This window comes from uncultured Desulfovibrio sp. (genome assembly GCF_944327235.1).
GTDB lineage: Bacteria > Desulfobacterota > Desulfovibrionia > Desulfovibrionales > Desulfovibrionaceae > Desulfovibrio.
Genome location: NZ_CALVHE010000070.1, coordinates 1 through 12,836 on the forward strand (window position 1 = coordinate 1; position 12,836 = coordinate 12,836).

Below are 12,836 nucleotides of genomic sequence, written 5' to 3' on the forward strand. Positions count from 1 at the left end.
GCGCGGATGATGGCCACGATGTCGATGCCGGGATGCGTATAGAAATTGTCGTCCTCGGCGGCCAGAAAGGCCATGGGCAGATAACGGGACATGTCCGTCAGCTTGATGTCGTAGCGCTTCTCGTGCGCCAGTGTGCCGAGGATGGAGCCGTCTCGCGCCAGAATGGTGGTGGCCTGCGGCGCATCATAGCTGATGAGCCTGTCCAGATCGGGAAGATCCCGTGAGGCCCAGTAGAACAGGGTCGCCACGACGCCTGCGGCGCCGAGGCCGCCCAGAAATATCAGCAGCAGGAGGACAAGCGCGGTGCGCTTCAGGATGCGAGAGAGTTTCATGGCAGGGCGATACCGTTTTTTTGCGCCAAGGTAAAGAGGGGAGAGGAGGCGCGCCGTCGCACGACGCAGTGCGGGCGACAGCCGCCCAGGCACGGAGCGTGCGCGCTGCCGGTCATGCGGGCCGATGGAGCGGGTTGACGGGGAAAGGCGGGAGGCGCGGGAGGCGTAAGGGGAGCGGGATGGATAAAAAAAGGCGGAACCGAAGTTCCGCCTTTGAAAGCGCCGGTAGCGACTACACGCAGCCGGTGGGCTTGGGCAGGCCAGCCATTTTGCAGGCGCCCTTGCCGGGGCCGGAGGGGAAGAGTTCGTACACTTCCTTCAGCTTGTAGCCGGTGTTCTTGGAGAGGATACGCACCATGGGGGCGATGCCGTTTTTGCGGTAGTAATCCTGGAGGAAGTCGAGGATCTTCTGGTGATCAGGATTCAGTTCCGTGATCCCTTCGGATTCCTTCACATATTCCATCCACTCGGGGCACCACTCGTCGAAGTGGAGCAGGAAGCCGTCTTCGTCAACTTCAAAGGTTTTACCCTTATACGTGATTTCAGCCATCGTGTCCTCCTTGGACATGTATTACTCTCGCTCAGGGGCGATATGCCCCAAAGCCCGCCAGCCGATGATCGGCCGATTTCCCAGTGCTTGGTGGAGCACATCCTGCTCCGCCACGAATTTCTTTGCCATAAAACCGCGACATTGGCAAGTGCGTGGCGTCCTTGCCGCCGCATGTCCCCAAAGCGGCTATACCGGGTCGCAGTGGGAGAAATCAAGGATCTTGGCCACGCCGCGCAGCGCATCGACAGTGGCGGCTTCCTGAGCGGGGCTGCTCATGGGCATGGTGCGGATGAACACCTGACGTTTGCCCGCACCTTCAGGATTGCGGCTCAGCACGGAACTGATGCGTGCGCCCTGTTCGCGCAGCGTGTCGAATACCGGCCGCATGGCGCCGGGCTTGTCGTCCACTTCCATCGCGACGTAAAGCCCGCCGAGGCGCGCGCCCGTGATGTCGATGAGCACCTTGAAGATGTCCTGATCGGTGATGATGCCGCACAATTTGCCGTCATCACCCACCACGGGCAGGCCGCCGATCTTGCGGTCCACCATGAGGACCGCGGCGTTTTCCACCGTGGCGTCAGGTTTGACAGTGACAGGGGATGGCGTCATGATGTCGCGCGCCTTGATCTCGGCCAGCAGATACTGCATCTCATGCACTTCGAGGGCCGTTGCCTTGGACGGCGAGGCGCTCTTGACGTCTCGGTCGGAAATGATGCCGATGACATGATTGTCGTCGTCCACCACGGGCACACGGCGAATATTTTTTTCTTTCATCAGGTTGCGGCACTTGAGCAGCGAAGTGTCGGCCTTGACGGTGATGACGTCGTTGGTCATCCAATGCTTGACGGCCATGCAGCCTCCTTGGCGTGATGGTTGACGGTATGGTGCGGCGACGTGCCGCCGTATCGCGTGACAGCGCATGACGCCTTGTCCCCGGCCTGACGGCGTTCTGCCGCGGCTGCGGCGGGCGCTGCGTACATAGCGTTCTTTCAGACAGGTATACACCAAGGGCAGTGGCTGTACAAGTCCGCCCGTTTTTCCGCTCCGGCGGCGCACTCGGGAGGTGCGGCACATGGAAATGTACTGGGATTGTGCAAATGGCATCAGCGGCGATATGACGCTTGCGGCGCTGGCCCATCTGGGCGTGGATTTCGCTCCTCTGGTGGAGCGTCTGGCGCGGGCCGGTGTGGCCTGCGTCGTGGAGTGCCGCGAAGAGGACCGAGCGGGCGGGCCGGGCTTTTGCGTGGATGTGCGCTGGAAGGAAGAGGAACAGCCGTTGCGCCATCCGGCGGACATCGCCGCCATCTTCCAGCGGGTGGACGTGGCGGAACGGGTCCGCGTGCGTGCGCTGGCCGTACTGGACGCCCTGGCGCAGGCGGAGGCGTATGCGCACCGGATCCCGGTGGAGCAGGTGCATTTCCATGAGGTCGGCGCGGTGGATACGCTGGTGGACATCCTCGGCGTCTGCTGGGGGCTGGAAGAGCTGGGCGTGGAACGGGTGACGGCCTCGCCCCTGCCGTGGTTCGGCGGCAGCATCGAGTGCGCGCATGGGCGCATCCCCCTGCCCGCTCCGGCCACGGCCCGTCTCATGCAGGGCAAGCCGGTGCGCCCGAGCGGTGCGCAGACCGAGCTGGTGACGCCTACCGGCGCGGCGCTGGCGCACGCGCTGGTGGATGATTTTTGCGAAGGGCCGCAGGGTCGGCTGGGACGTCTGGGCACGGGCTACGGTTCGCGTCCGGCGCCGGCCGGGCTGCGCATCTGGGAAGTGCGCAAGACCCCGGCAGAGGTCCAGGCTCGCGGCGGTCGGGAAGAGGTCTGCCAGCTGGAATGCCATCTGGATCATCTGAGCGGCGAAGAGCTCGGCCGGGCCATCGAGTCGCTGGCGGCTTCGCCTGCCGTGCTGGATGTGCTCTGGCTTGCCGGGACCGGCAAGAAGAATCGGCCTTCCGGCGCGCTGCGGGTGCTGTGCCTTCCTGCCGCGCAGGAAGAAGCCCTATGCCTGCTCTTCCGGCATACGCACAGTCTGGGGGTGCGTATGCAGCGGCTGGAGCGGGCCGTCCTGCCGCGCGCGGCGGGGGTGGCGCTCTGCGATGGCGAGCGTATGCCGGCCAAGCGCTATGAGCTGGAAGGTCGCACCTACGTCCGGGCGGAAGCCGATGCTCTTGGCCGCCATGCCGACGAACGCGGCCTCGGTATGCCTGCCCTGCGTTTTGCCATGCCGGAAGAAGGGAAATGAGGGTGAAAAGGGCCGGGCTGCTTGAAACGCGAAACGCTTCACTCCATGCGTCACGGTCTGTCGCTTCGCGTAAAGCGTACGGTTTTTCCGCTCTCTTTTGACCGGGCGGACGGTGCTGTCGCGTCACGTTTGGTCGTTTTCATGGGCAAAACGCTCTAAAAAAGGGGACCCCGCTGGGTGCGGGGTCCCCTTTTGGGTATCATGGCAGGCGGGGGCTATTCGCCCTGGCACTTGCGCTTGAGCGCTTCGCCCACGGCCTTGCCGAGATCGTGGCAGGCCTTGAGGGCTTCGTGGCCGGGAGCCCAGTTGCACTTGACCGGCGCGGCGGGCATCTCCATGCCCATGCTCTCGAGCTGTTCGTGGATGTACTTGGCGGATTCGCCAGACCAGCCGTAGGAACCGAAAGCGCCGCCCACCCGGTTCTTGGGACGGAGGCCCTTCATATAGGTGAGCTGGGCGGCCACCAGCGGCAGCACGGTATTGTTGTGCGTGGGCGAACCGGCGAGCACGGCGCCGCAGTCGGCCAGTTCGGTCTGGATCTGGCTGTGGTGATTGTTCTTCACGGACATGAGGCGCGTGGGCACGCCCACTTCTTCCAGACCGCTGCAGGCGGCATAAGCCATCTTTTCGGTGGACTTCCACATGGTGTCGTAGAAGATGACGGCGCGCTGCTGCGGCTTCTGTTCAGCGAGCTTGCGGTACATGTCGATGATGAAGCGCACGGACTTCTCGCCGCGGTGGATGAGGCCGTGGTCGGGCGCGATCATGTCGATGTCCAGTCCTTCCACGATGGGCAGGGTGGCCAGCACCTGCGGGGAGTAGGGCAGGACGATGTTGTAGTAATATTCCTTGATGGCACGCACGAAGTCGCCTTCGTCGTGCTCGTCGGCATAGCGCCAGCTGGTGGCGATGTTCTGGCCGAAGGCGTCATTGCTGATCAGCAGCTTGTCCTGCGGGATGTAGGACACCATGCTGTCCGGCCAGTGCAGCATACGGGTTTCCTGGAAGATGATGGTGCGCTTGCCGATCTCCAGCTTGTCGCCGCTCTTGACCGCGACGACGGGCCAGTCCTTGGTGTTGAAATAGCCCTGCATGGACTTGAGCCCGAGGGTGGAGCAGAAGATCTTTTCGGGCTTGCAGCGTTCCACGATCTGGGCCAGCGAACCGGCGTGGTCCAGTTCCATGTGGTTGCAGACGATATAGTCCACCTTCTCAGGCTCGATGACCTTGCCCAGACGGCAGAGCAGGGTACCGGCGCATCCCGGAGAGACCGTATCCATCAGGACGTTCTTTTCGTCCTTGATCAGATAGGCATTGTAGGTGGTGCCTTCGGGCGAACGGGAGTAGCCGTGGAAGTCGCGATGGTCATAATCGACGCAGCCGACCCAGTAAATGTCTTTTTTCAGTTCAAAGGGCTGCATGGGAACTCCGTCAAGAGCGTTTGGGGTTGTCGCAATACGCAAACAGGAAACGCCTGCCCCGTGCGAACAGGGCAGGCGTATGGTGACAGGCAGACTCAGCCTATTCGGCGGGAGCGAACTGGTCCTTGCTCACGCCGCACACAGGACAGGTCCAGTCGTCGGGGAGTTGGTCAAAGGGCACGTTGTCGTGTTCCGCCGGATCGTATTCGTAGCCGCAAACGCCGCAAACATATTTCTGCATGGGAATCTCTCCTTAGAAGGTATCTGCTGGATGATTAGTTTTCCGCTTTCCAGTGGCCGTGCAGGTTGCAGTATTCGCGAGCCGTCACCTTGGCGGCGTCGGTCTTGAACACGGCCTCCGGCTTGTCGCCGGGTTTCAGGAAGCAGGTGAGCACCTGATTGTCAGCGATGAGCTCGATCCATTCCACATAGTGGGCTTCTTCCATGGGATGGGCAACGCTGCCCACGCTCACCTTGTAGCCGCCGTCGATCTTTTCGATGACAGGCACATGCTTTTCCTGCGCGCCGTCGGTGGCGCCTTCGGTCATGAGCTTCATGGGCTGGCCGCAGCAGTTGAGGGGAGCGGCTCCGCCGTGGAAAACTTCAACGATATTGCCGCAATGCTGGCACTTGTAAATTTCGAGATGCTTGGGCATGGTGTCCTCTCGATGCGTTTGGTTCGTTTGGGGCGACGGTCAGGCCTCCGCACCGGAGGCTCTTGTCGTCGTTACGAAAACGAGTGTGTCCTATTCCTTGACGCCTGTAAAGCCTTTTTTTCCGTTAACAGGAATTTTTTTTAATAGGCGGCTTCAGCGTGGACCGGCGGCGGTTTCCGGCACGGGAGCCGTCGTCCGCCGCCGCGCGCCCAGCACATTGGGCAGGGCGACGCGGATGCTGCCCGCGGAAAGGAATTCCGCGGCGCTGCGACCGGCATAGTCCCGCTCGATGGTCCCCGTGCGCAGGACAAGTCCCGCCTGTCCGCCCCCTTCCACATACATGGTCGAACGCAGTCCCAGCGGCAGGCGCAGCAGCCCTTCGGCAAAGCTGTAGGCATCGAGCGGTTCGCGGCAGTGCAGGAAGAGGATACGGCCCTCGGCGTCCACGCCCACGGCGGCGATGGCGGTGCGGGGGCCGCCCGGCTTCCAGAGGATGCGACCGTCCCGGCTGATGAGCCGGTAATTCTGTACGACGAGGCGGTAGCGGGCAAGGCGTTCCTGCCAGTCCGGTTCTTCCTTGTCGATGATTGTGGCGGCGGGCAGGGCGGCGTCATCTGGCCCGGCGACGAAAAACGCTCCGAAGCGCCGTGCCAGTCGGCTGTTGTTGGCATAGTCCCCTTCGCGCAGGTAGCCGGTACTGGTGACGCCGTCCGGCAGGTACATGCTGGCGTTGATGGCGGCCGCAAGCCCCTCCCGCTGGGCCCATTGCTTCAGGGTGAGGGGGGGATGCTTGCCGCGCCCCACGGCGCAGAGCACGAAATCGAAGTTTTCGGGAGGCAGCCGCACCACGGCCAGACTCGGTCCCGGACCGTCCCGCAGCGGCAGGGGCAGTTCGGCAAAGGCCAGGCCGTCCTGCTCTTCCCAGAGGATGGCGGGGAGGGCGTCGGATATGGCCGGGGGAGCCGTCGGACTGGGAGTGGCGAGGGCTTCTTCGGCCTGCGCCGGTACGGATGTCGCCGGGTTGTCCGCACGCACCGGCGGGACCCAGACGACGCACAGAAAGAAGAGCCAGCAGAAGAACGCCTGCCCGCTGCGCCGCAACAGACCGGAGATGCGGCGGCTGGCGGCGGGACGTGCGGGACGGCAGAGCGGCCGCCCCGAGGATCGGACAGTTGGGCAGCGTTCCATTGCCACAACCTACGTCCCGGCCCGGGGGAAAGCAAGCTTCTTTTGTCCTCTGCGGGGTCGGGGCGGGGGGAGGACTGCCCGGCGACTTGAATCCGACAGCGGAGGGAGCTATAATATCCCCCTCATTTTTCCAACAGTTCCCCGAAAAACGAAGAGAGGTGTACGATGCTGCTGATAGACGGGAAAAAGGTGGCGCTCGAGATGCGCACGGCGTTGCATAAGCTCATTGCCAAGGCCACGGCCAAGGGGCGCCGCGCGCCGGGGCTGGCGGTCATCCTGGTGGGGGATGATCCCGCCTCGCAGGTCTATGTGCGGAACAAGGAACGCGCCTGCAAGGAAGCGGGCATCATCTCCTTGCCCTACCATCTGCCCGCGCACACCCGTCAGGAAGAATTGCTGGCCCTCATCGCGGATCTCAATCACCGCAGCGACGTGGACGGCATCCTGCTCCAGCTGCCCTTGCCTCAGGGGCTCAATGCCACGCAATGTCTGTTGGCCATGAATCCGGCCAAGGATGTGGACGGCTTCCACCCCGAAAACGTGGGCCGCCTGTCCCTGGGGCTGCCGGGACTCATGTCCTGCACGCCCGCGGGCGTCATCGAGCTGTTGCGTTATTACAAGCTGCCCACACAGGGCAAGAAGGCCGTGGTGCTCGGCCGGTCCGACATCGTGGGCAAGCCTCTGGCCATGCTGCTGGGCCGCCCCGGCGAATACGGGGACGCCACGGTCACGGTCTGCCATTCGCGCACGCCCGATCTGGCCGAGCAGTGCCGCGCCGCGGACTTCATCTTCCTGGCTGTGGGCAAGCCCAGGATGCTCACCGCCGACATGGTCAGCGAAAAGGCCGTCATCATCGACGTGGGCATCAACCGTACCCCGCAGGGGCTGTGCGGGGATGCCGACTTTGACGCCCTCAAGGACAAGGTGGCGGCCATCACGCCGGTACCGGGCGGGGTCGGCCCCATGACCATCGCAATGCTGCTCAAGAATACCGTGCAGTCCTGGCAGGAACGCTGCTGAGACTGTCACCTATCCGTCATATTCAGCCACAAGGACATATCATGCGCTTGTTGAGCGTCTGGAAACACTGTTTCGGCTCCGGTTTTCTGGAGCATGAGGGGCGGGCCGACAGAGGGGAGTTCTGGTTGTTCTCCCTGCTGGCCCTGCCGCTGGCCGTATTGCTCGTCTGGCTCATGCTGGCGCTGGATCAGATGTTCCCCGGCCTCTGGGCGCAGCCGCTGCCCGCCGGGGAGGAGATCCCGCGTCTGCTGCTGCGTCTGCTGCTGTGCATCATCTGGCTCGGTCTGCTGATCCCGGCCGTCTGCGTGACCATCCGGCGCCTGCACGATATGGATGCCAGCGGGCGCTGGGTCATCGCGGCGCTGGTGCCGGGGCTGGCGGCCATCTGCTGCTGGCTGCTGACGGCCTGGCAGGTCGTCGACGCCGAACTGCCGCGCATGGTGCTGAATATCTGCGCCGGCGGCTTGGCCGTGGTGGAAGCGCTGGCCGTGGTGTCGCTGGGGCTGGTCTTTCTGGGCGACGGGACGCACGGGAGCAATCGCTTCGGGCCTGACCCGCTGGGACGGATGCCGCAGCACCTGCCGCCGACGGACGTCAACGGCGTCCCCCTGAATCTGGAAGATGACGAGGCGGAAGAGGTCATCGATCTTGATGACGTGGCCTCCCCCGAATGGCACGATGTGCCCCGCGTGGAGCTGGACAAGGAGACCGAGGATGATCTGCGCGCCGGCGAACTGGCCCGCGAGGCCGCTCCCGCCGTGCAGGACAAGGTAAGCGTCGGCACGGAGGAGCGCACGCCTCCCCAGCCCGAGACGCCGACCCCCACGGAAGCCTTTGCCCAGATGGTCGCTCAGGCCTTGCAGAAGACGGCCCTTGGCGCAGCTGCGGCTGCCGGTGCTCAGGCCGCCGCACCCGTTCAGGCCGCGCCCGCTCCGGCGGCGAAAGGACGCGGCGACTGGCCGCCTGCGGATCTCACGCCGGAAGAGATGTCGCTGGCTTCCCACTCCCTGCAGGATCTGGCCGCCGAAGCGGATCCGCCGCAGGATGAGGAACTGGTGGATTCCCTGCTGGAAGAGATGGAACAGGCCGAGGACGCCCGGCGTGAAGCGGAATGCATCCGGCCGGGGCAGACCGTGACGCAGGCCATGCAGCGTCTGGAAGCCAATGAAGCCGCTCCGGCCAAGCCCAAGCGCTGAGTCCTCGCCGTTGCGGCGCTGGGGGATCTTTTGCCTTTGCCTGCTGTGGTGGGGAGGGGGAGCGGTCGCTCCCTGTCCCGCCGCGGACGGGCAGACCTTGTCTGTGCCCCCGGCCGTTCTTCCCGGTCTGCCTCGTTTGTTGCCGGTAGCGCCGGGGACGGCGCAGGAGTGCGGGGATCTGCTGCGTGCGGCGGATATCCGACCGCAGGGACTGGAGTTCCTGTTCTGCCGCCGGGAAGGAGCGAACGGACAGCAACGGTTCACGGCGCGTTATCGGGTGCGCGGCAGCGAGGCCGCCGCTGTGGAAAATGTCCTGCGCGAGCGGTGCCGCATGGGGGCGCTCGTGCGTTCGCTCGGCATCTGGAGCGTCCCCGAAGGAGAGGAGGGGCGGCTCGATCCGTCCGCGCTGCACGACTCTTTGCCGGACATCTCCCTGCCGTCCGGCGTCGAGGCGCGCGTCAGCATGGGGGAAGTGCCGCGTCCTGACGTGTTCGCTTCCGAAAGAGCGGACTGGGCGCGCATCGCCTGGTTTGGCGTGCGGGTGGACCTCCCGCTGGCTAGCGGCGTCGCAGATTGAGCGGCGTGCGCTGGCGTTCCTGATCCAGCGTTTTTCTCTGGTTGTTTTCTCCGTCCTCGTAAAGCGGCCTTCACCGGCGGGATAGTCCGTTCCTTTCGCCCGGTAGGCAACGACCGCGAACGGCGTCGGGCAAGATAGCCGTTGCGGTTTCCGTACGGCGTCTGAGAGCATTTTCAGCTTGAAGCGCTCCACGCTCCAAACCGTACGGTCTGTCGCCTCGCGGGAAAACGGTTTTTCCCCTTGGTGTGGGCCGGGCGGCGCTGCGCCGCCGTCTCTCGTTTTGCCTTTTTCACTGGCAAAGCGCTCGAGCATCAGCTCCTTCCTTGTTCTCCTTCCTTTTCCCGGCGGTGCGCTTGTTCGCCTTCCGCACCGCATTCGTTCCTGTTGCGCGCGCCGTGCTGGCCGCCTGTTGACGGCTGGATGGGGAAAGCGTAGAGAGAAGCTAACAAGCGTTAGGAAACTTCCCAGCGAGGCATACCATGCAGACGGGCAGCACCGGCTTATCAGGCGTCATCCAATTCGGCACCTTCTATCTTGATGGTCAGCTTTTCGGCGTGGACATCCTCAAGATGCGGGAGATCCTCCTGCCGCAGGACATGACGCGCGTCCCGCGTGCCGGGCAGGAGATGGAAGGCGTCATCAACCTGCGCGGGCTGGTCATCCCGGTGGTCAGCCTGCGGGCGCGTCTGGGCATCCCCCGGCGTCCGTACGACAAGCGGACGCGGATCATCAATATGGAGATCAACGGCATGGTGGTGGGCTTCCTCGTGGATTCCATCGGCCATGTGCACAGCTACGCCGTAAGCGACATCAAGGAGCCGCCCTCGCTCTACGGTGGGGCTGAGATTGAGGCCATCTCCGGCATGGTCATCACTGAGGCGGGTATGCTGGTGGTGCTGGATACGGCGCATCTCGTCTGTACGGACAGCCTGCGGCAGGCCCTGGACTACTGACCATGTCCGCGCGGGACATACGGCTGGCCGCCATCCGGCTTTTCGGCCAGCAGGGCTATACGGCCACGCCGCTCTCGGCCATCGCGGCCGCTGTCGGCATCAAGGCTCCGTCGCTCTACGCGCATTTTCGCAGCAAGGAAGATCTGTTTCGCACCGTATTTGACGAGGCGGTGCGCATGGAGCTCCAGGAACTCATGGCGGCCATGACGCCGGAGGCGTCCGCCTCGGACGGTCTGCGGCGCTACCTCGAAGAGACGGCGGGTCGCTTCGAGAGCTCATTGCATCTGCCGTTCCTCCTGCGGAGCATCTATCTGCCGCCGGCTTCGCTGGCGGCGCACATCCGCGAGCGGGATCAGGTCTTTTCCGCCGAGCTGGTCCGACGGGTGGAGGAGGCGTTGCTCAGACAGACGGCGAGCGCGCCGCTGGGGATGTCGCCTGCTGAGGCCGCATTGGCCTTCACCGGCATATTGCGGGGGATCCACGCGGAATTGCTGTACGCCGGGCCGGGTCCGGCGCAGCGTCTGACGCAGGCGCTCTGGCGGGCCTATGCCCGCGCCCTGCGCCCGGACAGAGAGTGATGGCCGACTGGCCCGACTCAGGCGGGCGGATCTTCCAGCAGGCTGCATTCAGCCCGGCCGTCGGTGCGCCCGGCCAGCAGGGCCGTAAATTCATCCCAGCGCGCACGGGGCAGACTGACGGTCAGGCTGGCGGCAGCGTCATAACTTTCGTCGAGAAGCCGCGCTTCCACGTCCGGCAACAGGCGGTGCAGTCTGTCCAGATGGGCGAATTCCACCCGGACGCGGGCACGGCAGCGGGGGACGCGCTCCTCTTGCGGCAGTTCGGCCAGCACCGCGCGCACACTGTCCTGATAGGCGCGCACGAGGCCGCCCGTACCCAGTTTGACGCCGCCGAACCAGCGGGTCACCACGACGCAAAGCTCGCCAATGCCGCAGTGAAGCAGGATCTGCAGCATGGGACGACCTGCGGTGCCGTGCGGTTCACCGTCGTCGGAAAAGCCGATCTCCGCCGTCTGTTCCGGCGGACCGGCCACATAGGCCCAGCAATTATGGGTGGCGTCGGCGTGGGCGGCCCGGATACGTTCCACGAAGGCCCGCGCTTCGGCATGGCCGGTGGTGCGGGCGCAATGGGCCAGGAAGCGGCTGCGCCGGATGACGAGCTCGGCCTGATGGGGCTGGTCGGGAAAAACGGCGGGGACGGGATAACGACTCATGCGAAAAGGTTCTTGGACGGCAAGCGGCCGGTCGTGTGAGAAGGGCGAAGCGCCCCACTCTGTATAGCTCGCCTCCGCTCCGCTGACAAGCCGGGGCCGTCGGAGCCGCGCAAGAAAAAAATGGGATTTTGGAAAAAAATGCTTTACAAGGAATGGGGATTTCAGTAAACAGGAACTGTTCCTGATAACGACAACACCTTTCCAAGGAGACATACCATGAGCAAGACCCAGGAAAATCTGATGGCTGCCTTTGCCGGTGAATCCCAGGCCAACCGCAAATACCTTGCCTTTGCCGCCGTGGCGGACAAGGAAGGTATGCCGCAGGTGGCCAAGCTCTTCCGCGCCGCCGCCGCCGCCGAGACCATCCATGCCCATGCCCATCTGAAGAATGCCGGGCACATCGGCACCACCGAAGAGAACCTCAAGGCCGCCATCGAAGGGGAGACCTACGAGTTCACCAAGATGTACCCCGAGATGATCAAGGACGCCGAGGCCGAAGGCAACACCGCCGTGGCCAAGTACTTCGACTTCGCCAACAAGGTGGAAGAAGTGCACGCCAACCTGTACAAGAAGGCTCTGGCCGATCCCAAGGGTCTGGCTTCCACCGACTACTATGTCTGCCGCGTCTGCGGTTACACCCACGAAGGTCCCTGTGACTCCTGCCCCGTGTGCGGGGGCGGCGCCGCGGCCTTCTTCAAGGTGGACGACGCCTGCTGCCTGAACAAGTAATGCCGTCCGGCCGCCAGGCCCCCTGACGGATGATATGCGCGGCGCATACGGCTTAGCGGCTGTATGCGCCGCGTTTTGCTGCCGCCGGGGGCCGGGCCACATTGCAATTTGAGGGGAAAGCGGGCAAGATGCGTATTCCGCCCGTGCCGCATACAGGCGGCCGGGCGACCAGGAGGCCTAATTCATGCGTACCCTATCTGTTTTGTGCAGCGCGCTGCTGGGACTCGCGCTGCTGGGCGGCGGTTCGCCGGTCCTTGCCGCCGCCGCGTCCGCACCCGACGCCAAATATGAGGATCTGCGGCGTTTCAGTCAGGTCCTTGATCTGGTGGAGCGCAACTACGTCAAGGACGTGAGCCGGGCGGATCTCATCAATGGAGCGCTCAAGGGCATGTTGTCGGCGCTGGACCCGCATTCCACCTTCATGACGCCGGAAGAATACAAGGAGATGCACGAGAACACCGCCGGGGAGTTTTTCGGCGTCGGCATCGAAATGACGCTGGAGAACGGGCAGGTGACGGTGCTCACGCCCATCGACGATACCCCGGCTTTCCGGGCGGGGGTGCAGCCGGGCGACCTCATCCTTTCCATCAACGGCCAGCCCACGCAGGAGCTTTCCCTGTCCGAGGTGGCTTCGCGCATCCGTGGTCCCAAGGGGACGGAAGTGGAGCTCACCCTGCTGCGCACCAACTCCAAGACGCCGCATACCGTGCGCATCGTGCGGGATGCCATCCCGCTGGTGAGCGTCAA

At 64.2% G+C, this 12,836-nt stretch carries 16 protein-coding genes; 8 read left to right on the plus strand and 8 right to left on the minus strand.

Annotation, left to right across the window (positions count from 1 at the left end; genetic code table 11):
• From Q0K00_RS09300 to Q0K00_RS09310, 3 genes are all read right to left on the minus strand, one after another.
• Positions 1 to 332 (minus strand): transglycosylase domain-containing protein (locus Q0K00_RS09300; RefSeq protein ID WP_297228845.1); only part of this gene is annotated, 332 nt, incomplete at its 3' end.
• Positions 333 to 564: 232 nt separating this feature from the next.
• On the minus strand, positions 565 to 882 hold the full coding sequence (locus tag Q0K00_RS09305) for a TusE/DsrC/DsvC family sulfur relay protein (protein ID WP_296304256.1): 318 nt from the start codon (positions 880 to 882) through the stop codon (positions 565 to 567).
• 186 nt (positions 883 to 1,068) lie between these two features.
• Positions 1,069 to 1,734, minus strand: coding sequence for a CBS and ACT domain-containing protein (locus Q0K00_RS09310; RefSeq protein WP_297228847.1), 666 nt, complete (start codon positions 1,732 to 1,734; stop codon positions 1,069 to 1,071).
• A gap of 220 nt (positions 1,735 to 1,954) precedes the next feature.
• Between Q0K00_RS09310 and Q0K00_RS09315 the strand changes: the two genes are divergently transcribed.
• Positions 1,955 to 3,118 carry a LarC family nickel insertion protein gene (locus Q0K00_RS09315; RefSeq protein ID WP_297228849.1) on the plus strand — a complete coding sequence of 388 codons (1,164 nt, stop codon included), beginning with the start codon at positions 1,955 to 1,957 and terminating at the stop codon, positions 3,116 to 3,118.
• 215 nt (positions 3,119 to 3,333) lie between these two features.
• On the opposite strand, the gene Q0K00_RS09320 is transcribed toward Q0K00_RS09315, so the two are convergent.
• From Q0K00_RS09320 to Q0K00_RS09335, 4 genes are all read right to left on the minus strand, one after another.
• Complete coding sequence (locus Q0K00_RS09320) at positions 3,334 to 4,539, minus strand: FprA family A-type flavoprotein (RefSeq protein ID WP_297228851.1); 1,206 nt, start codon at positions 4,537 to 4,539, stop codon at positions 3,334 to 3,336.
• 100 nt (positions 4,540 to 4,639) lie between these two features.
• On the minus strand, positions 4,640 to 4,780 hold the full coding sequence (locus Q0K00_RS09325; RefSeq protein WP_297228853.1) for a rubredoxin: 141 nt from the start codon (positions 4,778 to 4,780) through the stop codon (positions 4,640 to 4,642).
• Between the two features lie 34 nt (positions 4,781 to 4,814).
• Positions 4,815 to 5,195, minus strand: a complete 381-nt coding sequence (locus Q0K00_RS09330; protein WP_297228855.1) for a desulfoferrodoxin — start codon at positions 5,193 to 5,195, stop codon at positions 4,815 to 4,817.
• Between the two features lie 153 nt (positions 5,196 to 5,348).
• Entirely contained in the window at positions 5,349 to 6,383 is a 1,035-nt protein-coding gene (locus Q0K00_RS09335; protein ID WP_297228857.1) for a phosphodiester glycosidase family protein, read from the minus strand.
• A gap of 165 nt (positions 6,384 to 6,548) precedes the next feature.
• On the opposite strand from Q0K00_RS09335, the gene folD reads away from it, so the two are divergent.
• The 5 genes from folD (at position 6,549) to Q0K00_RS09360 (ending at position 10,707) form a co-directional block, all read left to right on the plus strand.
• Entirely contained in the window at positions 6,549 to 7,403 is an 855-nt protein-coding gene (folD, locus tag Q0K00_RS09340) for a bifunctional methylenetetrahydrofolate dehydrogenase/methenyltetrahydrofolate cyclohydrolase FolD (RefSeq protein ID WP_297228859.1), read from the plus strand.
• 41 nt (positions 7,404 to 7,444) lie between these two features.
• Positions 7,445 to 8,599 (plus strand): DUF805 domain-containing protein, encoded by a 1,155-nt coding sequence (locus tag Q0K00_RS09345; protein WP_297228861.1) that lies wholly within the window; start codon positions 7,445 to 7,447, stop codon positions 8,597 to 8,599.
• Between the two features lie 103 nt (positions 8,600 to 8,702).
• Positions 8,703 to 9,176, plus strand: a complete 474-nt coding sequence (locus Q0K00_RS09350; protein WP_297228873.1) for a DUF4952 domain-containing protein — start codon at positions 8,703 to 8,705, stop codon at positions 9,174 to 9,176.
• Positions 9,177 to 9,655: 479 nt separating this feature from the next.
• Positions 9,656 to 10,129: a chemotaxis protein CheW gene (locus tag Q0K00_RS09355; protein WP_297228863.1), complete on the plus strand. Its 474-nt coding sequence runs from the start codon at positions 9,656 to 9,658 to the stop codon at positions 10,127 to 10,129.
• A gap of 2 nt (positions 10,130 to 10,131) precedes the next feature.
• Complete coding sequence (locus tag Q0K00_RS09360) at positions 10,132 to 10,707, plus strand: TetR/AcrR family transcriptional regulator (RefSeq protein ID WP_297228865.1); 576 nt, start codon at positions 10,132 to 10,134, stop codon at positions 10,705 to 10,707.
• A gap of 17 nt (positions 10,708 to 10,724) precedes the next feature.
• On the opposite strand, the gene Q0K00_RS09365 is transcribed toward Q0K00_RS09360, so the two are convergent.
• Positions 10,725 to 11,360, minus strand: a complete 636-nt coding sequence (locus Q0K00_RS09365; protein WP_297228867.1) for a YigZ family protein — start codon at positions 11,358 to 11,360, stop codon at positions 10,725 to 10,727.
• 216 nt (positions 11,361 to 11,576) lie between these two features.
• Here Q0K00_RS09365 and Q0K00_RS09370 point away from each other — a divergent pair, with 216 nt between their 5' ends.
• Positions 11,577 to 12,089 carry a rubrerythrin family protein gene (locus tag Q0K00_RS09370; protein ID WP_297228869.1) on the plus strand — a complete coding sequence of 171 codons (513 nt, stop codon included), beginning with the start codon at positions 11,577 to 11,579 and terminating at the stop codon, positions 12,087 to 12,089.
• Positions 12,090 to 12,273: 184 nt separating this feature from the next.
• Positions 12,274 to 12,836: PDZ domain-containing protein (locus tag Q0K00_RS09375; RefSeq protein ID WP_297228871.1), on the plus strand; the 563-nt coding region annotated here is incomplete at its 3' end.